We start from the raw sequence: 18953 nt of genomic DNA, 5'->3' as shown, positions 1-18953 counted from the left end.
CATTCTCTGTTGCAGGATAGGCGCCCCTTTATACAGGTTCGTCGTCGACAACGCACGCCCTGGCCGGCATGCGTCCGGCCAGCGCCTCGGCATGGAACGGATTGGGCAGGCTGGATTTTCCCGAGGGCATACTGCCGGGCACGCCCTGCTGCTCGAACAGCGGTCGCAGGACGCTCTTCTGCGGCCAGCGCGGCGAGGCGAACAACACCTCATGCAGGGTTCGTCGCTCCTCGTCATTGAACGCCAGAGCGGTGATCCGCGCTTCCAGCCGGTCCCGCATCTCGAGCCACAGCAGTGCCTCCTCAATGGCGCAATGCCGCACCAGAGCCTCGATGATCGCCAGTAGATTGACCTGAATGCCCAGTGTCTGGAGATAGAACAACAGGTCGCGCGGGGTGTCGTTGTAGAGGCTGTTCGAGTAGCCGGGACGGATCCGGTAGGCCGGGTCGTCAATGCCATGCCGATCGAGCCAGGGCCGATGCAGGCGCACCGAATCGTGATCGCGCAGCAGCAGGCCCTCGATACGCCCCGCACGCCACACCAGCACCGCATTCTGGCCATGGATTTCCGGCATCACTCCCAGGCGATAGAGCCTCAGAACGATGTCGAAGAAGGCCTCGCACAGTTCGCCGAACAGGCCGATGCTGGCCGTCGGCCCCGCTCCCCGCCCGGAATGCCGACGCCATTCGTCGAAGGGATGCTCCTCGGGCTGCCCCCACGGTATCAGCGAGACACCCAGCGCGGCCATGGGAATCAGGCGCACCGCCGGGTCATCGACCAATACAGCGGGGTATTCCCGTACCATTGCCCCCAGATGGCGCGGAGGATCGTCGAACAGCCCGCTGCCCGACGGCAAATAGGACCACCAGCGCCGCTCATCGCATAGGTACAGCCGAGCCTGCAGCACCGGGTCCTGCGTTCGCGCCTGTTCGAGCAGGGTCTGTCCGCTCTCGCCGTTGATCAGCTTAACCGCCGGCAGATAACGCGCCGCTCCCAGCGAGAACACCGCCATGGGCAGCTTCAGATGAAAGCGACTCTCGCCCAGCGGTGCCAGCGAACGCAGCGACGAAGTGGCCCGGAAATCCCCTGCTGCCGTCTGCAATACCACGCCCTCCTTCGCTTCCAGCATCTCGCCAAGATGCCGGGGCAGCCCATGCGCTAGCTGCCAGGGGTGCACCGGCAAGGCCAGGTAGTCCGCATTGGGTAGCCCGCGCCTCGCCATTTCCGCCTCGAGTTCGCCGCGCTGCGCATCGTTCAACACTAGCCGGATCGGCTCCAGGGCTTCGTCATCCCCACTACCGCAGGCGAGACACTCCCGTCGCATGGCGAGCCAGCGCAGGCGGATGGGTCGATTAAACTCCGCCGCATAGCGCCGGTGGCCGTCCTCGTCGAGCCCCTCCTTGGCCTTGGCGAGCGGATGGAAGGGACGATCGCGCAAGGCGGCACGTCGCTCCAGAGCGCGGAAACCCGCCGCCATGGGCATCGCCAGGGAGGTCTCCAGCGGTGCCATCTCGGCGATCGATTGGCGCATTTGCCACAGGCTGGTGGCTAGCAGCCGGCGCACGTTGGCCACTCCCGGCTGCAGGCGCTGTTCGGCGTCCAGGCAGTTCGCCTCGACATGCGACAGCAGCTCGTCGGGCATCAGACGCCGCCATTCGGTGACCGCGCCATCGCCACCATAGCGAGCCATGAATACACCAGCGCCGGCGACGTGACGATGCGGTGGCAGAATGGCGGCACCTAGCGGAATGAGCAGCGCTTGCCCTTGCCGACGGTCGATCCACCAGCGCAGGCAGACGGCTCCCCGCGGCCAGCCCAGTTCCCCGGGAAGCGTTGGCGGTGCCGGCCAGTCGATGGGCTGGTCGTCGAGAAAGCCTTCGGCCAGCAGGGTGTCGATGAGGTCGCCCATCACGCGCGCCTCGGCGAGGCGTCCGGCGGCGTCGGCGACCGTTTCGACCACCGGAGTTTGGGAGAATAACGTCATGTTGCGCGCTCCTCGTCGCCGCAGCGACGACCGATGAAGAGATGTCGGGGGTGGGCATGGCCCAGGAAATCGTGGTGCGAGATGGTCCAGCCGTAGGCGCCGGCTCGATGAAACAACACGACATCACCCACTCTCAGTCGCGCGACCGGTACGTCCGTGGCGAGGACGTCCTTAGGCGTGCAGAGCTCCCCCACCAAGGTCACTCGTCCTTTCGCCAGGGTCGGGCGCACGAAGGGATAGGGCCAGACGTGGCGGGGAATCACCTCGAAGGGGTGGTCGTGGCGCCAGGAAGCGGGCAGGCGGAAGTGATGGGTCCCCCCTCGCAGAACGGCGAAGTCGCGTCCGTGGCTGCGCTTGAGATCGATGACCTCCGCCGCGTAGTAGCCGCAGAAGGCGGCGATGTAGCGCCCGGGCTCGAAGATCAACGCCGCTCCGGGCAACGGCTCGGCGTCCAGCACCGGGCCCAGCTCGTCGAGGAAGGCGGCCCAGTCGAAGTCCGGCCGCTCGTCATAGGAGACACCGAAGCCACCGCCGGCATCGACGCAGCGGATTTCCAGTTCGAAGCGCTCCGCCCAGTCCCGTACGCGCGCCAGGTAGGTCGCCACCAGTTGCGCATGCAGGCGGGCGTCGAGGTTGTTGGAGATCGAATGCATGTGGAAGCCATCGAGGCGCAGTGCCGGGCAGCGCCGTGCCTCCTGGATCGCCTCCTCCACCTGGGGCTCGTCAATGCCGAACTGGGTGGCCCGCCCCGCCATGGTGACGGTGGCCTCGGGAAGCGCATCATGCAGGTTCACCCGCAGCAGGATCGGTACCACCGAGCCGTGGCGCTCCGCGATCAGCCGCAGCCGACGCAGCTCATGCAGGCTCTCCACGTGGATGCGCTCCACGCCCCGGTCGAGGGCCTCCTCGATCTCGGCATCCTTCTTGCCGGGGCCGCCAAAGAGAATCGGGGCGGTATCGCTCACCTCGCGAATGCACCGTATCTCTCCGATCGAGGCGGCTTCGAAGCCGGCAACCAGGGGAACGAGCGCCTCGATCAGGCGTCGATCGGGGTTGGCCTTGACGGCATAGTAGAGTCGACACCGATCCGGCAGCCCTTCCACCATGGCCCCCACGTGATTGCGCAGCGCCTCGAGATCATAGAGAAAGGCACAGACCGGCTCGCGTCTACCGTCGGCGTCGGGTTCGCCCAGCGTCGCCAGACCTTGAGCGACAGTTGCCGAGGGCGGGCCCCACGCAGCCGGCTTGGAAATCGTCGCCAGGGTCATCATGATGCGTCCCCCTGGAAGGAGGCAAGCTTGGCCTGCAAGGCGCGAAAAGCCGTGCCGCGTTCGTCGCCCAGCACGAAGGCGCGCACGCCCCGCTTGCGCCAATAGTCGCGGCGCGCCTCGCTACGCGGAATCGCACAGAACGACACCTCCGCTCGACGGCAGGCCTCGTGGACACGATCCAGCGCTGCGGTCACGGCGGGCGCCTCGGTCTGCCACGGCACGCCCAGCGACTGCGACAGGTCCGCCGCGCCCTCGAGCACCATGTCCACCCCCGGCACACGCAGGATGGCCTCCAGATTCTCGACCCCTTGGCGACTCTCGATCATTGGCACCAGCATGAGCGCCTCGTTGGCACGCTCCAGATAGGCGCTCAGGTCGTCGGCGCCGAAGCGCGCCGGTCGGCCGCCATTCATGCTGCGCCGCCCCAGCGGATGGAAGCGCAGGCAGTCGTTCAGCGCTTCCACCGCGGCGGGTTCCTCGACGTTGGCCAGCACGATGCCCCGTGCCCCGCCGTCGAGCAACGGAATCACGCTGGCCGGATCGGGCCGCGCCACCCGCACCAGCGCGGTGAGCCCCGAGAGCTCTGCGGCACGCAGCATATGCTCGATCGTCTCGGGATTCACCAGGCTGTGCTCGGTGTCGAGAATCACGAAATCGAAGCCCGCCTGGCCGATCATTTCGACGGTCACGGCTGCGGGAATGGAGGCGAACAGGCCGATGACCGGCTCGCCTCGGCCCAGTTTCTGCTTCATGCGGTTGGGTGTCAGCATGGTCACTCCCCGGCGACGAACCGAAAGGGATGGAGGGGGTTGTCGCGCTGCGCAAAGCGCTTCTCGCCGTCGCCGAACAGGCGTCGCCGGGTCAGTTCCTCGATACTTACGGTCTCGGTGAACAGATCGAACAGCGCGAAGCGTTCCTTCAGGCCCGGATGCGCCATCTGGTAGGCATGGACGGTCTCGGCGGCCATCGCCCAGAAAGTCGCTTCCGGCAAGCCGTAATGCTGTTCCAGGCAGAGGCAGAGTTCGGTCAGGCAGATGAACACGAAGGCGTCGTAGGTGAAGTCGCGTACCTCGGCGGCGTCGTCGGTCTGGATGTAGGAGTTGCGATTGACCGTGGCATGGCTGGCCGGCTCAGGCACCAGGTCGGGCGCCCGCCCGGGCTCGGCCAACAATGACACGCTGTAGCGCACCCCATCGTGGAAGTCCTTGAGCCCGATGCGCTCGGGCCAGCCATCGCGATGGACGAGCACAATGTTCTGGCCGTGGGATTCCAGTCCGATGCCGTGGGCGTAGAGCATATGGATCAGCGGCGTCATCGTGACCTCCAGCAGGCGCTGGCTCCAACGCTCCACGCCATAGCGACGCACCCAGCCGTCGAGCATCGGCGCACCCGAGCCGGCCAGCTGGGTCAAGCCGTTGAAGGACAGCGCCCGCTCGCCCGGTCGCAGGTAACGATGCAGGCTCTCCCGCCACACGGCCCCCAAGGTGCCGTAGGCCAGCGCTCGCCGCGGAGCGGCGAGGCGCGAGACGTCATAGGCCACTCCCAACACTTCGCGCAGGATGATCACGCCGCAATGCCGAGCCGTGACATCCCGCGCCACCAGGTCGTGGAGCCAATCGCTGATGCGCGCGCTGTTCTCGACGGTGTGGGCGGCCAGGATTCGGCTGGTGGAAGTGTTGGTGATGCTCAGCGCCAGCTTGAGGCTCGACCGCTGGGGCCGGCTGACGTTGGCCAGGGTGCGAATCGATTGCTGGGCACGATAGTCATCGTCGGCCTGCCCCAGGCAAACGAGCCTACCCGAGGCCAGTTCGGCCTGAAAGGTCGGCAGGATGACATGGGACCACTGCCAGGGGTGAACGGGTAGGAAGGCGTAGTCCTGGGCCCGACAACCCCCCGTCACGAGTTGCTGGCGAAAGCGCGTCAAGGTCGCGTCACCCAGCTCCTCGCGCAGAAAGGTACCGAGCGCGACCGAGGCGGAGATCGACAACCGGCAGTCGGTGCGAGCCACGGCCAGCCAGATCGGACGTATGGCCTGCCGGAACTCCGGACCGTAGCGGGCGTTGTCCTCCAGCGAGAAGCCCAGGCGCGACTTGTAGCTGGGATGATAAGGGTGCCCCTCCTGCAGCCGCCCCTCCCAGGCGTCGTGGTCCCAATTCAGGTCCGGCGCGGTCGGCATGCCGCTCATTGCCCGCGACTGGGCATCCTTGAGCAGGGTCTGCTGCAGCTCGTTCATGAAGCCCGGCAGGCGCTGTGGAGGCACCACCTCGGCGAGCACCTCGCCAAGAAAATCCGTCAGGGTCGCATCACGTCGGCTACCGTCCACTGCCAGACGCTGTACGGGCCGCTGCGCCAAGCATATCCGGCCGAAGCTCGCCTTGCGCTTGCCCAGGGCGACATAGCGCACCTCGCTCCCGTCGGCGCCGCGCCCCGTGAGGGCCAGCGAATGCCAGCCCTCCGGGCCGGCCGCCGTCTCCTCGGCGACCGGTAGCACCGCTTCGAAGATCAGTCCCTGAATCAATTGGCGCAGCACGCGCTGCTCCGCTCTGGCATAGTCCAGCGATGCGGGCAATTGCCCGTAGTCGATGCCCGCAATGGGTCGCTGAAGGATCGCTTCCATGATTCTCATCCGGCTCGCTTGATGGGGTTGACGACATCGATGAATAGCGGGGTATCGCCGCGCTGTCGGAAACAGCTGAGGAGATTGGCCTTGGCCGGCCAATGGTCGGCCTGCAGCAATTCCTCGGCAAACGCCGCCTGGCGGGCATTGCCTGCACCACGCAGCCCCTGCAGACGAGCCCCCACCCGACGCCAGAAGCCGTCCTCTGCGACGCCGAGGTGGCTGGCCAGGGCATGCACGACGCCGCCGAGCTGATTGACGCAGAAGTAGTACTGGGTGCGGCGCCAAGCCACCTCCGGCGAGTAGAGCAACGGGCTTCCCTTGGCGATGCCCAGGGCAGGCCACCAGGACGCGGCCGTGACCCAGTCGCGGTCCAGACTCACCCCTTCCAGGTCCCGGACGAACAAAATGCGCGGCCAACCATTCTCCAGGCCGAGCAGGACGTTCTGCAGGTGCGCCTCGAAGCTGATACCAGTGCGGGCCAGGATGCCCAGGATCGGCACCAGGGATATCTCCAGGTAAGCCTCGAACCATTGGTACAGATCCACCTCGCCATCGGCGCCCTGACGGATCGCCGCGATCAGCTTGGGCTCGGTCCCGCCGGGATACGGCTCCAGTAGCGACGCCAGTACACAGGCATGACGCGCTTCGGTCGGCATCGGCCGGTACAAGGTCGTGAACGCGGGGATGCGATGGGTGGCCAGCGCCGGGTGTGTGCCACTCAGGGTGCGATAGCCGGTCTCCAGCACGATCCGGAACGCATCGCTCTCCAGGTCGTCACGAAGATGCTGGATGACACGTGCCGCATCGAGGGTACGGCGCGCCTGTTCGAGCGTGTTCTCGCGAATGAGATTGGTGATTCGCACCTGAAGCGGCAGCTTGTAGCCGTGGCCGGTTTCGGGAATCCAGACCGAGCGTACCGAGGAGGTGGGTTAGGCCAGCGGCCCCAGGAGGCCGAGATCAACGAGCAGCTCCTCCATCAGCAGTGGGCGAATGTCCGCCTGGGTCAGCAAATATCCCGCCTGCCAGGGATGCATGGGCAGGATGGCGTAATCGGCACGACGCCCGCCGAGCCGCTGGCGAGCCGCGACCGACACTGTCTCGGCCAGACCGGTATCGGGGGCGCCGAGCCAGGCTTCCTCCATCAGGGTGCGATGCACGGCCAGGTAGCGTAGGCGGAAACAGGCGCCACGCTCCGGACTGAAGTTCTCGAAGGTGCGCCGCTCGGCCCCCTGGGAGCATTTGGGAAACGGATGGAAAGGATGCCCGAGGTAGAGCGACTGTTCGGCATCGATGAAGTCCGGTGCCGCGAGTGGCGCCTCGGCATGACGCCGATGAAAGTCGTCGAGGTGAGCGGCCATCCGGGTGAAGCTGTTGTTGATCTTGTCGCGCATGTCCCAGAGCCGCAGCTCATGGGTATTGTCGGCCGTGGTGGGCGAGCCCAGCGCCTCGAGCAGCCGCTGGATGATGTCCTGCATGTCCGGGGGCACCACCCTGCCCTGCTCGTCGCGCAGATAGAAGGCCGAGCCGTAGCGATGCTGACCCGACAGCGAGAAATAGCGCAGCGTGCCGATCAGCTCTCCCTGGGGCAGTGTCAGGCAAAAGGGCTCGCCTGCGTCGAGCAGCGAGGCGACGAGGCCGGGGTCGGGCCGACGCGGGTCGCTGCATCCCGTCTCACGCAGGTAGCTGTTGAGCAGAGCGCGTAGACTGGCCTCCTTGGCCAGCAGATGACTGGCGTAGGAGGGGCAGGTCGCGTGCGGACTCGGCAGCATGACAGGTCGCGCCTCCGCGTCACTTTGGGGAAGTCTGGGTAGCTCGATGTGGGTCATGGGCTGACGTTACCTCACGGCGGTTGGAGGGAAGCGACAACGCCAGGGGCGTCGCCACGAGAACCAGGACGGCCAGGACCAGGAAAGCCTCGCCCAGCGCCGCCATGTCGGCTGCACCGGCCTCGGCGCCTTGTGCCAGGTGCCGCGCTCGGCTCAGGTCGTGGTGCAGGGCGAGGAGTACGACGCCCAGCGACGATGCCAGGCGACGGCACAGGTTGTTCATGGCCGAAGCCTGAGCGATAGGACGATTCGGCAAGGCGTTGAGCCCCACCGTGGTGACCGGTAGATAGCCGAAGCCCAGGCCGATCCCACGCGCCGCCATCAGGGCGCCGATCAGCCATAGCGGGGCCTCTGGCCCCAACATGGCGAGGCCCAGCAGCGCAGCCGCGGTCACCGCCATGCCGAAGACCACGACATGGCGCGCCTTGTCACGATCCAACAGACGACCGGCCCACGGCGAGCAGATGGCAGCGACCAGCGCGGTGGGCAGGAAGATCAGACCGGTGGTCAACGGGTCGTATCCCAGGACGTGCTGCATCCAGATCGGAATCAACAACAGGCAGCCGAAAGTGACCACGGCCTGGCAACAGGCGAGCAGCACGCTGATACGGAAGGTTCGGACGGCGAACAAGTTGAGATCCAGCAGCGGGTGCGGTGTGCGTCGCTCGATGTGCACGAAGACGATCAGCAGGAGGCTCCCGGCGAGCAGTGGACCCCAGCGCATCGTCTGATGCAGGTCGGCTGGCGAGGTGATACCGGCCAGGGCGGTCAATACGGCCCCCACCCCCAGCGTCACCAACAGGAAACCGGGCAGATCGAAGCGGCGCGCAGAGTCTCGCCGCTGCGCCTCGAGATAGCAGTGACCGCTCAGCAGGCCCAGGACGGCGACGGGCAGGTTCATCAGAAACAGGGCCTGCCAGCGACTCACCTCCAGCAGCAGCCCACCGAGGCTGGGACCCAAGGCCGGCGCGATCATCACGGCAAAACCCCAGACGCCGGTCACCCGGCCACGCCGCTCGACGGGCCAAGCGGCAAAGATCAGCGGCAGAGAAAGAGGAATCATCAGACCCGCGGCAACGCCCTGCAGACCTCGTGCGGCCAGTACCCAGGCCAGCGTACCGGCCAGGGCGCCGAGCAAAGAGGCGGCGAGGAACAGCCACAGGCCCAACAGGTAGAGGCGATGGGCGCCCCAGCGATCGGCAAGGAACCCGGTTAGCGGCATGGTCATGCCCATGGCGATCAGGAAAAGCGTCATGACCCAGCTGGCGCGCGCCGCACCGACATCGAAGACACGCATCAGCTCGGGAATCGCCAGATTCAAGGCGCTGTTGTTGAGACTGACGGTAAAGGTCCCCAGCAGCACGGTGATCAGCACCGGAACGGCTTTCTCCCTGGACATGGCACCCTATCCCTGTAATCGACTCCCCTAACGCGATCGGAGCCTGATGACGTCAACGAGGCTGCCACATTGAAATCTCATATGCAAACAATTCTCATAAGCATTAGTAATCGTATGTAAGTATCGCATCGCAAATGGGAAGCTCTTATACTGTGCGCATCTCACGACGACTCGGCAGCGCTTATGCTCTCTCCCCCGGAATGCCACGCCTCCCGTCTTCAGGGTGAAGGCCTGACCGCCGGCTACGATGGCCGGCGGGTTATCGACGGGGTGGATTTTCGTGTCGCTGATGGTCGGGTCACGGCCCTGCTGGGCCCCAACGGCTGTGGCAAATCGACGCTGCTCAAGACGCTCGCTCGCACGTTGACGCCACAGCAGGGCCACGTGCTGCTCGACGGTCACGACATCCATCGCTATCGCACTCGCGAGGTCGCCCATCGTCTGGGCATCCTGCCCCAAAGCCCCACGGCCCCCGAAGGGCTCACGGTGCGCGAACTGGTCGGCATGGGGCGTTTTCCCCATCAGCGTCTGTGGCGGCAATGGTCGGCGCAGGACGAGCAGGCGGTGCGAGAGGCCATGACTATCGCCCGTGTCGCCGAATTCGCCGAGCGCCCCGTCGACGCGCTCTCCGGCGGGCAACGCCAACGCTGCTGGATCGCCATGGTGCTGGCCCAGCAGACCGACCTGATCCTGCTCGACGAGCCGACCACCTTCCTCGATCTCAAGGTGCAGGTCGATCTGCTGGAACTTCTGGTGAGGCTGGCCCATGACCGCGGCCGCACCCTGCTGGTAGTGCTGCACGATCTCAACCTGGCAGCCGCCTATGCGGACGTGCTGGTGATGATGCGCGACGGCCGCATCGAGCAATGCGGTTCGCCCGAAGCGGTGTTCACCGCGGCCAATCTGAAACGGGTTTTCGACCTCGACGCCGAGGTGATGCGCGCACCGAACACCGGCCGGCCGATCTGCATCCCCACGCTGGGCGGAATCGGCATGTCGGCCGTGCGGTCGCAGGAGGTATCGGCATGAGCGCAGTCCAGCGCTTCTGCGCCCGTGAGAGCGCCGCACTGGGCGATCCCTTGGCGGGTAGCGCCGCCCATGCCGAGCACAACCTGCTGCTCAGTTGGCCCCGCGCCAAATGGTGCCGCAGCCTGCGCCGGGCCAGCGACATGGCCGCCGAAGTGACCGAACGACTCGAAGCCATCGCCGGCTCGGGCCGGCGAGTGAATCTCATCCATCGCCGCCATTGGGATGAACGTTGCCATCGTGCCTACTTGATGCCGGAGAATCGTCGCTTCGATATCCCGCGCCGCGAATTGCCGCTCTTCCTGGCCGCACTGCAGTTGGATAAGCCGCTCGCCCTTTGGGAAATCGCCCCTCCCGTGGGCCCGGTGCTGCTGTGCTGTACCCACGGCAGGAAGGACAAGTGCTGTGCTAAATTCGGTTATGCCACCTACAAGGCCTTGGCCGAGAGCGTCGATACCGGCCGCCTACCCGTCGAAGTGTGGGAGAGCACTCACCTCGGCGGCTGCCGCCTGGCAGCCAGCGCCGTGGTCTTTCCTGCCCTGCGCAAGTACGGCCGCATCGATGCCGAGGACGCAAGACCCTTGCTCGAATGCGAAATGGCGAACCGGCCCTATCTGCCCTGCTATCGCGGCGACTCCCGACTCAGCCCGCTGCAGCAGTGCGCCCAGGTTGCCGCACTGCAATGGCTGGCGGCGCGTGGGATCGCGGCAGAGGTATCGGTCGCGGAGCCGGACGGCGACGGCTCGGCCAACCACCGTCGGCTATGTGTCGACTGGCAGGCGACCAGCCGTTCAGGACGCCTCGAGGTAAACTGCGAGCAGCTTTCATTGCAGCGCCACGACACCTGCGCCGATATGGCCACGGGGCCGCCCACGGAGAGTCGGGCCTGGCTAGCCAGGCACATCGCCGTCGTCGAGGCGGTTTCGGCCTCGCATTGATAACTCTTATCGTTCGCTTTATGGTAGCGCCTCGTCAATTTCGCCGGAGACCTCGTCCATGTTCGAGCTCAGACGCGTCGGCTTCGATATCGATGGCAAATCGCTGCTCGCTCCCTCCGATCTCGTCTTTGGCGAGGGACAGGTGCATGGTCTCATCGGCCACAACGGCTCGGGAAAATCGACCCTGCTCAAGCTGCTGGCTCGTCAGCAGCTGGCGACTCACGGCGAGCTGTCGCTGGATACGCGCCCGCTGTGCCGTTGGGGACAGCGCGAGTTCGCCCGACGGGTGGCCTACCTACCCCAGCAACTGCCGACCACCGAGAGCCTGACCGGACGTGAACTGGTGGCCTTCGGCCGCTACCCCTGGCGTGGGTTGATCGGTCGCCATGGCCAGGAAGACCGGCTCGCCATCGAGCGCGCCATCGCCCTGACCCATACCGAACCCTTCGCCGACCGACTCGTCGATACCCTCTCGGGAGGTGAGCGTCAAAGGGTCTGGCTGGCCATGCTGCTAGCGCAGGGCAGCCGCTTCCTGTTGCTCGACGAACCCTTGGCGGCATTGGACATCGCCCATCAGGTCGAGGTGCTCGCTCTGATCCGACAGCTCAGCCGTGAACTCGGGCTTGGCGTGGTCATTGTGCTGCATGATGTCAACATGGCGGCACGCTACTGCGATCGCCTCGTCGCCCTGCATGGTGGCCGGGTATTGGCCGACGGTACCCCGGCGGAGCTGATGAACGGCGACACGCTGGAAGCCATCTACGGTATTCCCATGCAGGTGATGGCTCATCCCAGCGGGCATCATCCGCTTGCCGTCGTCGTCTGACGTCGGCCACTCAGAGTCCGAACATGCCCACCTCGCGCCTTTTGACCCCTCGGCTCACATGCCTGCTCTGCTGGCTGCTGGCCAGCCTCACACCGGCGGCAATGGCCGCTGACGAAACCATCGCCACACTCGACTGGACACTGGCCGAGACGCTGGTGGCACTAGGCGCTCCACCCCATGCCGTGGCCCAGGTCGATGCCTATCATGCCTGGGTACGAGTCCCCCCACTTCCCGACTCGACGCTCGACCTGGGGTTACGCACCCAGCCCAACCTAGAGCGACTCGCCGCCATGGCGCCGGATCGCATTCTTACCTCGCCGATGTTCGCCAATCTCACGCCGCGGCTGCAGCGTATCGCACCGGTAGAGATGCTCGAACTCTATACCCCCGAACGTGACACTTGGCAGGAAATGCTAGAGTTGACACGTAAAATCGGCGACCTGGTGGGGCGTCGCGAAGCCGCCGAGCGCTTGATCGAGGATACCGAGTCGCGCCTCGCCACACTCCGCGAACATCTGCCGGCCGATCCCTCGCCCCTACTCGTCGTGCAATTCATGGACGAGCGCCACGTCCGTGTCTTCGGCGACAATGGCCTGTTCCAGGCAGTGCTGACAAAGCTCGGGCTGGACAACGCCTGGCAGGGAAATACCAACGCCTGGGGATTTTCGCTGGTCGCGCTGGAGCGGCTGGCAGCGATCGATGCCCGGTTGGTGGTGGTGGAACCGTTCCCGGTCGGCGTCGAGGCACGCCTCGCCGACAGCGGTCTCTGGCAGCATCAACCCAGCGTGCGGGACGACAGTTGGATCGTGCTACCGCCGGTATGGAGCTTCGGCGCCCTGCCTTCGGCTCGCCGCTTCGCCGAGCAGCTGGTTACCGCCCTGGTGGGAGAGGCGCCATGAAATCAGCGCGGATGCAGCATACAGGACCGCTGACGGTATGCCTGACGCTCGGATTGATCGTCGCCGTCTCCGCCCTATGGCAATTGTCGGCACCCGGCTTCATCCAGAGCGCTCGAGCCCTGTTCGATGCCGCCCCGGATACGCCCGAATCGATGATGCTGCACTACAGCTGGTGGCCGCGCCTGGCCATGTCGCTGCTGGCCGGAAGCGGCCTGGCGCTGGCCGGCGTACTGATGCAGCAGGTGCTGCGCAACCCGCTGGCGGCCCCTACCACATTGGGCGTGGCTTCGGGGGCTAACCTGGCATTGCTCGCCGCTACCCTGCTCGCCCCGGGATGGCTTGCCGCCGGGCGCGAGTGGGTGGCCCTGGCCGGAGGGGTGGGTGCCATGGCGCTGGTCTTCGCCTTGGCCTGGCGTCGTGCCCTGGCCCCCATGGTGGTCGTCCTGGCCGGCCTGGTGGTCAATCTCTATGCCGGCGCATTGTCCATGGTACTGCTGCTCTTCCATCAGGAAGAACTCAAGGGGCTGCTGATCTGGGGAGCCGGCTCGCTGGCCCAGAACGGTTGGCATGACATTGCCTTCCTCGCCCCGCGACTGCTGTTGGGCGCCCTGGCGGCCTGGCTCCTGCTGCGCCCTCTCGCCCTGCTCGAGCTGGACGACGCCAGCGCGCGCAGCCTAGGCGTGTCGCTCAAGCACCTTCGCCTGGCGGGCCTGGGGCTTGCCGTTTTCGTCACTGGCTGCGTGGTGAGTGTGGTGGGTGTGGTCGGCTTCATCGGCCTGGCGGCGCCCAATATCGTGCGCCTGGCCGGAGCCCGCAGCCTGGGTTCCCGTCTGATCTGGTCGACACTGCTCGGCGCGTTACTGCTGGCGGGAACCGACCTGCTGCTACAGCATTTCAGCAGCACTTTGCCCACCCTTATCCCGACCGGCGCCACCACGGCGGCACTCGGTGCGCCGCTGCTGCTGTGGCTGATTCCCCGTCTGCGGCTGGGCGGCGGGCCGCCCAGGGCGGGTGTCGCTCTCGCTCAGCCTCACTCCGATCCGGGCAGATTGTCCCTGCTGCTAGGCTTGGCGCTGCTATTCATCGGGTTCTTCGCCCTAACGCTCGGCCAGGCCGAACGCGGCTGGACGCTCACCCTGGACTGGCAGGTGCTCGAGTGGCGCACTCCACGCCTGCTAGCCGCCGCCGCCAGCGGGCTGATGCTCGCCGTGGCCGGTACGCTCATCCAGCGCCTAACGGCCAACCCCATGGCCAGTCCCGAGTTGCTCGGCATCAGCGGTGGCTGTGCCATTGCCCTCATCGTGGCGATTTTCGTCTTGCCGGCGCCGAGCAACCTCACCCTGGTCGGTGTCGGTACGCTCGGTGCGCTAGCTACCATGGCCATGCTGCTGGGGATCAACCGCCGAGGGGGATTCCTCCCTGAACGGTTACTGCTGACGGGGGTCGCGATCACCGCCTTGTTCGATGCCGTGCGTGCCATCGTGCTCGCCGGTGGCGATCCGCGCGGCCAGCAGGTGGTCGCCTGGCTGTCGGGCTCCACCTACTACGTGGACCTTTCCTCGGCACTGATCGTGGCACTCCTCGCCGGCCTGCTGGGCATGGCCGCGCGCCCTTTCGCTCGCTGGCTCGATATCCTGCCGCTAGGTCAGGCCACGGCTTCCTCACTGGGCATCCATGTGGAACACGCTCGCCTGGCATTGCTGGGGCTGGTCGCTCTGCTAACGGCTGCTGCGACCCTCGTGGTCGGGCCACTCTCTTTCGTCGGCCTGCTGGCACCGCACATGGCGCGGCTAGCGGGCTTCCATCGGGCCCGCTGGCATCTTCTGGGCGCAGCGTTGATCGGCGCTTTGCTGATGGTGATCGCCGACTGGCTGGGCCGGCAGTGGCTGTTCCCCGATGAAATCCCCGCCGGGCTGGTCGCCTCGCTGATCGGCGGCGCCTACTTCATGTGGGGGCTGCGTAGGCTCTAGCCCTTTCGCTCGCCCAAACGCACGGCGCCCGGCCAGTTGGCCGGGCGCCGTGCGTCCTGCACGATGGGATTACCAGCGGTAGCTGAGGCTGCCGATCACGCTGCGTGACTCGCCGTAGTAGCACCAATACTCGCAACCGCTTACGTACTCTTCGTCGGTGAGATTGTTCACGTTGAGCTGAGCCGTCCAGCTCTCATTGATGTCATAGCTCACTTTGGCATCGTAGACCGTGTAGGAAGGAACTTGCGTATCGCTGTACTGCGGTGAGTCGACACTATCGCCCACATAGCGCACCCCTCCGCCGACGCTCAGCCCTGCCAGGATACCCGCGTCGAAGCCGTAATCGAGCCAGAGCGAGGCTTGGTGACGCGGGATCAGGCCGGCTCGGAGATTCGTTGCTTCCGGACTGATATCGACTCGAGTATCCGTGTAGGTGTAAGCCGCGGTCAGTTGCAACTGTTCGGTCAGGAAGCCGACGCCCTCCAGCTCGAAGCCCCGCGAGTGGCGCTCCCCGCCCTGTCTGTTGCTGGCCTGGCCGCTGGTGTAGAGAGTATTGCTCTCTTTGAGATCGAACAGCGCAGCATTCAGATAACCATCCAGCCAATTCGGCGCGAACTTGACCCCAAGCTCCCATTGCTCGCCTTCACTGGGAACATAGGCATTGCCATCGGGGTCGCTGCCGACCTGGGGGCTGAAAGATTCGCTGTAGCTCAGATAGGGCGAGATACCGTGATCGCCCAAATACATGATCCCGCCGGTGAGCGAAAGCTGCGAGTCGTCGAATCCCTGATCGGGGCGCCCTTCGGCGCGATTGGTCACATCGACGCTATCGTGCCGAAGCCCCGCCAGCAGTATCCAGCGGTCATATAGGCGCAGCTGGTTCTGCGCGTAAAGGCCGATCTGCTCCTTGCCCTCGTTATGCTGAGTATCTAAAGAGGCCGGTGTGTAATTGCCATATTGCGGGTTGAAGAGATCGATAGGGCCGATGACTGCACTGTTTTCACCGCTCCGATAATCCACATCGAGTTTCTGATAATCGACGCCAAGCAACAACGTATTCTCCGTGCTCTCGGTATACCAGTTACCCACCAGGCGATTGTCCACGGTAAAGGCATCGTAACTCCCGTCACGATAGGTCAGGCCGCGTCCGGCTGTCCTGCCATCGTTCATATATGAGGCGTAAACGCCACGCAGCAGCAGGTCGAGTTCGCTATAGCGCAGGTTCTGCTGGAACTCCCACGTATCGCTGACCTCGTGCTCCAACTCGTAGCCGAGCGACAGTTGTGTCAGCTCCCGCCGGTCGTAATCCGGCTCCCCCAGGTTCGTGTCTCGCGGTACGCGGCCGAACGGCGTGTCTTCTACCGTACCGTAGGGCAGGAAGAAACCGTTGGTCGGCGTACCATGGTCACGCATGTAACTACCAAGGAAGGTGATCTTGGTGGCATCGCTCAGGTCAAGTGAAAGGCTGGGGGCCAGGTAGACACGCTGGTTGTCGGTGCCGTCGAGTTCTCCATCGCCTTCGCGAAACAGCCCTACCATGCGGTAGCGCACATCGTCGCGCTCGCCCACCGGTCCTGAACTGTCGATGCCCAACTGACGGTGCCCCTTGTTGCCGCCCTGCAGCTCAAGCTGACCTTGGGCCTCTTCGGTGGGTCGCTTGCTGGTGGCATTGACCACTCCGCCCGGAGGCGCCTCACCGTAGAGAATCGAGGCCGGTCCCTTGAGAACATCGATGCGCTCAAGCCCGAAGGGTTCGGTCTGCCACCAGAAATAGCCTCCCTCACGGAACAGGCGAAGCCCGTCCTGGTAGGTGGAGTCTTCGCCATTAAAGCCACGCAGGTAGAACCAGTCGGCCTTGGTATCGCGGCCAAAGGGCGCCGAAAGCACACCGCTACGATAACGCAAGGCTTCGTCGAACTTGGTGACCGCGCGATTCTCCAACTCCTCCTCATCGATCAGCGACATGGAGCGTGGGGTTTCCAGCGCCGGCGTGTCGACCTTGAGTGCCGTGCCGACGACGACCACGGTGTCCATTGGCTCGGCTTCCTCCTGGGCGGTGGCGAGCAAGGGGGTGACGACAAGGGCACCAGACGCCGCGAGGCCAAGGGCGCCACGAACGGCATGGGTGAGCGGGTAGGCAGTGAGGGCGATGGATGAGCGTGACATGTCGTGTCTCTAACGGGTTGGAGAAGCCGTGGTAACCAGCGAAGCGGCACGAGACACATGGTAATACTTATCATTCACCAATTAAAATACAATCGTTCTCCTTTGCTTGATCCTCGGGTGTCGTCACTGATTCTGCCAAAGTAAACGCCGCAGCCATGGGCTGCGGCGTTCGACAGGTCCCGTTGGGTGGCTTGTCGCCTACGCCATCAGGCAGTCGCTTCCTGGTAGCGACGCTCCACGTCGTCCCAGTTGACCACGTTGAAGAAGGCGCTCACGTAGTCGGGACGCTTGTTCTGGTACTTCAGGTAGTAGGCGTGCTCCCACACGTCCAGGCCCAACACCGGAGTGTTGCCATGCATGTGCGGACTGTCTTGGTTCAGGGTGTTCTCGACCACCAGTTTCTTCTCGGGCGTCACGCTCAACCAAGCCCAGCCGCTACCGAAGCGACCCAAGGCCGCCTTGGTGAAGGCCTCCTTGAAGGCATCGAAGCCGCCCAACTCGTTGTCGATGGCCTGGGCCACCTTGCCCTGGGGCTGTCCGCCACCGTTCGGTGTCATCATCTGCCAGAACTTGGCGTGGTTGGAGTGTCCGCCCCCGTTATTGATGACCTCCTGCCGTTTCGCTTCAGGCACCCGATCGATGCTGGCCATCAGCTCATCCACCGGCACGTCCTCCAGTCCGGTGCCCTCCAGTGCGGCGTTGAGCTTGTCGACATAGGTCTTGTGGTGGCGCGAATGATGAATTTCCATGGTCATCGCGTCGATGTGCGGCTCGAGCGCGTCATAGGCGTAAGGAAGCTCGGGCAGTGTATGCGGCATATTCGCTCCTCCATGAAAGCAACGGAATTCAGGGGTTATCCCCGTGACTGCGTCCACCTAGCATGGCAAAAAGTTGCGCTATACGCTAATAGCGAATGTGTCGCTTTTATATAGCCATTGCTAATGAACAGAGGTAGGCCAAAAAAGGTAAGCCGGCCCAAAGGCCGGCTTTTCGTGCCAGTCGGGCACGTGTCGCTCGCTTTCCAGGTCAGCAGACCTTCGTGCCGGTCGCCGACGAAGTCTCTGTCGGGCCTGCCCTCGGAGGATCGCGATCTTCTTACAGCTTGCTTTCCAGCTCCGGCAGGATCTCGAACAGGTCGCCGACGAGGCCGTAGTCGGCCACCTGGAAGATCGGCGCCTCCTCGTCCTTGTTGATCGCCACGATCACCTTGGAGTCCTTCATGCCGGCCAGGTGCTGGATGGCTCCGGAAATGCCCACCGCGATGTAGAGCTCCGGCGCGACGATCTTGCCGGTCTGCCCCACCTGCATGTCGTTGGGCACGAAGCCGGCGTCCACCGCCGCCCGCGAGGCGCCGATGGCCGCGCCCAGCTTGTCGGCGATGCCCTCGAGCAGCGTGAAGTTCTCGCCGCTGCCCATGCCGCGACCGCCGGAGATCACCACCTTGGCGGCGGCGAGCTCGGGACGGTCGCTCTGGGCCAGTTCCTGCTTGAGGAAGGTGGACTGGCTGTTGTCGACGACCGTGTCGACGCTCTCGATGGCGGCATGTCCGCTCTCACCTACCGCATCGAAGCCGGTGCCGCGCACGGTGATGACCTTGAGGCTGTCGGCGCTCTTGACCGTGGCGATGGCGTTGCCGGCGTAGATCGGGCGCCTGAAGGTGTCGGCGTCGACCACTTCGACGATCTCGGACACCTGGCTGACGTCCTTCAGCGCGGCGACCCGCGGCAGCACGTTCTTGCCGGTGGTGGTGGCGGCGGCGAGCACGTGCGTGTAGTCGCCGGCGAGCTCGGCCAGCAGCGCGCCCAGCGGTTCGGCCAATTGGTGGGCGTAGACGGCGTGGTCGGCCACGCGCACGCGGCGCACGCCGTCGAGCCTGGCGGCCGCGTCGGCCACGGCGCCGACGTCCTCGCCGGCGACCAGCACGTCGATGTCGCCGCCGATGGCCTGGGCGGCGGCCACGACGTGGGCGGTGACGCCGGCCAGGACGCCGTCGTGATGTTCGGCAAGTACCAGAATGCTCATCCGATC

At 65.2% G+C, this 18953-nt stretch carries 14 protein-coding genes and 1 pseudogene; 5 read left to right on the top strand and 10 right to left on the bottom strand.

Going from position 1 to position 18953, the window contains the following annotated elements:
• Nucleotides 1-28: 28 nt before the first annotated feature.
• The 7 genes and pseudogenes from F0A17_RS15210 to F0A17_RS15180 all read right to left on the bottom strand — a co-directional run bounded on the left by F0A17_RS15210 (nucleotide 29) and on the right by F0A17_RS15180 (nucleotide 9100).
• The gene (locus tag F0A17_RS15210) at nucleotides 29-1984 is read right to left on the bottom strand and encodes an IucA/IucC family protein (protein WP_149329178.1); all 1956 of its coding nucleotides are present in this window, start codon (nucleotides 1982-1984) and stop codon (nucleotides 29-31) included.
• Complete coding sequence (locus F0A17_RS15205) at nucleotides 1981-3255, bottom strand: type III PLP-dependent enzyme (RefSeq protein WP_223111553.1); 1275 nt, start codon at nucleotides 3253-3255, stop codon at nucleotides 1981-1983. The genes F0A17_RS15210 and F0A17_RS15205 overlap by 4 nt, the downstream gene beginning before the upstream one ends.
• Nucleotides 3252-4025 carry an HpcH/HpaI aldolase family protein gene (locus tag F0A17_RS15200; protein WP_149329177.1) on the bottom strand — a complete coding sequence of 258 codons (774 nt, stop codon included), beginning with the start codon at nucleotides 4023-4025 and terminating at the stop codon, nucleotides 3252-3254. Before F0A17_RS15200 ends, F0A17_RS15205 begins: the two co-directional genes overlap by 4 nt.
• Before the next feature lie 2 nt (nucleotides 4026-4027).
• Complete coding sequence (locus tag F0A17_RS15195; RefSeq protein WP_149329176.1) at nucleotides 4028-5872, bottom strand: IucA/IucC family protein; 1845 nt, start codon at nucleotides 5870-5872, stop codon at nucleotides 4028-4030.
• A gap of 5 nt (nucleotides 5873-5877) precedes the next feature.
• Nucleotides 5878-6420, bottom strand: coding sequence for a ferric iron reductase (locus tag F0A17_RS20820; protein ID WP_228716931.1), 543 nt, complete (start codon nucleotides 6418-6420; stop codon nucleotides 5878-5880).
• Nucleotides 6421-6498: 78 nt separating this feature from the next.
• Nucleotides 6499-7266: pseudogene (locus tag F0A17_RS20815) on the bottom strand (IucA/IucC family protein); the annotation flags it as partial.
• A 397-nt stretch (nucleotides 7267-7663) separates the two neighbouring features.
• Nucleotides 7664-9100, bottom strand: coding sequence for a DHA2 family efflux MFS transporter permease subunit (locus F0A17_RS15180; RefSeq protein ID WP_149329173.1), 1437 nt, complete (start codon nucleotides 9098-9100; stop codon nucleotides 7664-7666).
• 183 nt (nucleotides 9101-9283) lie between these two features.
• Between F0A17_RS15180 and F0A17_RS15175 the strand changes: the two genes are divergently transcribed.
• Genes F0A17_RS15175 through fhuB form a run of 5 tightly spaced genes read left to right on the top strand, consistent with a single transcriptional unit; the run spans nucleotide 9284 to nucleotide 14759 of the window.
• Nucleotides 9284-10129 (top strand): ABC transporter ATP-binding protein, encoded by an 846-nt coding sequence (locus F0A17_RS15175; protein ID WP_149329172.1) that lies wholly within the window; start codon nucleotides 9284-9286, stop codon nucleotides 10127-10129.
• Nucleotides 10126-11064 carry a sucrase ferredoxin gene (locus tag F0A17_RS15170; RefSeq protein WP_149329171.1) on the top strand — a complete coding sequence of 313 codons (939 nt, stop codon included), beginning with the start codon at nucleotides 10126-10128 and terminating at the stop codon, nucleotides 11062-11064. Before F0A17_RS15175 ends, F0A17_RS15170 begins: the two co-directional genes overlap by 4 nt.
• 58 nt (nucleotides 11065-11122) lie before the next feature.
• Nucleotides 11123-11890, top strand: a complete 768-nt coding sequence (locus F0A17_RS15165; RefSeq protein ID WP_149329170.1) for an ATP-binding cassette domain-containing protein — start codon at nucleotides 11123-11125, stop codon at nucleotides 11888-11890.
• Nucleotides 11891-11913: 23 nt separating this feature from the next.
• Entirely contained in the window at nucleotides 11914-12789 is an 876-nt protein-coding gene (locus F0A17_RS15160; protein WP_149329169.1) for an iron-siderophore ABC transporter substrate-binding protein, read from the top strand.
• Nucleotides 12786-14759, top strand: coding sequence for a Fe(3+)-hydroxamate ABC transporter permease FhuB (gene fhuB / locus F0A17_RS15155; RefSeq protein WP_149329168.1), 1974 nt, complete (start codon nucleotides 12786-12788; stop codon nucleotides 14757-14759). Before F0A17_RS15160 ends, fhuB begins: the two co-directional genes overlap by 4 nt.
• Before the next feature lie 69 nt (nucleotides 14760-14828).
• On the opposite strand, the gene F0A17_RS15150 is transcribed toward fhuB, so the two are convergent.
• From F0A17_RS15150 to F0A17_RS15140, 3 genes are all read right to left on the bottom strand, one after another.
• A complete protein-coding gene (locus F0A17_RS15150) occupies nucleotides 14829-16925 on the bottom strand; it encodes a TonB-dependent siderophore receptor (RefSeq protein ID WP_149329167.1) in 2097 nt (698 codons plus the stop codon).
• A gap of 206 nt (nucleotides 16926-17131) precedes the next feature.
• Nucleotides 17132-17743, bottom strand: coding sequence for a superoxide dismutase (locus tag F0A17_RS15145; RefSeq protein WP_149329166.1), 612 nt, complete (start codon nucleotides 17741-17743; stop codon nucleotides 17132-17134).
• 277 nt (nucleotides 17744-18020) lie between these two features.
• A complete protein-coding gene (locus F0A17_RS15140; protein WP_149329165.1) occupies nucleotides 18021-18947 on the bottom strand; it encodes an electron transfer flavoprotein subunit alpha/FixB family protein in 927 nt (308 codons plus the stop codon).
• Between the last annotated feature and the right edge of the window lie 6 nt (nucleotides 18948-18953).

The sequence above is a fragment of the Billgrantia pellis genome (genome assembly GCF_008297955.1).
Taxonomy (GTDB): domain Bacteria; phylum Pseudomonadota; class Gammaproteobacteria; order Pseudomonadales; family Halomonadaceae; genus Halomonas; species Halomonas pellis.
Note: the sequence above shows the minus strand (reverse complement) of the source record. Positions and strands in the feature narration are given on the sequence as shown.

Excerpts from the sequence above, each read along its gene's own strand:
- F0A17_RS15210 (WP_149329178.1), bottom strand. The coding sequence starts at position 1,984 with ATGACGTTATTCTCCCAAACTCCGGTGGTCGAAACGGTCGCCGACGCC.
- F0A17_RS15205 (WP_223111553.1), bottom strand. The coding sequence starts at position 3,255 with ATGATGACCCTGGCGACGATTTCCAAGCCGGCTGCGTGGGGCCCGCCC.
- F0A17_RS15200 (WP_149329177.1), bottom strand. The coding sequence starts at position 4,025 with ATGCTGACACCCAACCGCATGAAGCAGAAACTGGGCCGAGGCGAGCCG.
- F0A17_RS15195 (WP_149329176.1), bottom strand. The coding sequence starts at position 5,872 with ATGGAAGCGATCCTTCAGCGACCCATTGCGGGCATCGACTACGGGCAA.
- F0A17_RS15180 (WP_149329173.1), bottom strand. The coding sequence starts at position 9,100 with ATGTCCAGGGAGAAAGCCGTTCCGGTGCTGATCACCGTGCTGCTGGGG.
- F0A17_RS15175 (WP_149329172.1), top strand. The coding sequence starts at position 9,284 with ATGCTCTCTCCCCCGGAATGCCACGCCTCCCGTCTTCAGGGTGAAGGC.
- F0A17_RS15170 (WP_149329171.1), top strand. The coding sequence starts at position 10,126 with ATGAGCGCAGTCCAGCGCTTCTGCGCCCGTGAGAGCGCCGCACTGGGC.
- F0A17_RS15165 (WP_149329170.1), top strand. The coding sequence starts at position 11,123 with ATGTTCGAGCTCAGACGCGTCGGCTTCGATATCGATGGCAAATCGCTG.
- F0A17_RS15160 (WP_149329169.1), top strand. The coding sequence starts at position 11,914 with ATGCCCACCTCGCGCCTTTTGACCCCTCGGCTCACATGCCTGCTCTGC.
- fhuB (WP_149329168.1), top strand. The coding sequence starts at position 12,786 with ATGAAATCAGCGCGGATGCAGCATACAGGACCGCTGACGGTATGCCTG.
- F0A17_RS15150 (WP_149329167.1), bottom strand. The coding sequence starts at position 16,925 with ATGTCACGCTCATCCATCGCCCTCACTGCCTACCCGCTCACCCATGCC.
- F0A17_RS15145 (WP_149329166.1), bottom strand. The coding sequence starts at position 17,743 with ATGCCGCATACACTGCCCGAGCTTCCTTACGCCTATGACGCGCTCGAG.
- F0A17_RS15140 (WP_149329165.1), bottom strand. The coding sequence starts at position 18,947 with ATGAGCATTCTGGTACTTGCCGAACATCACGACGGCGTCCTGGCCGGC.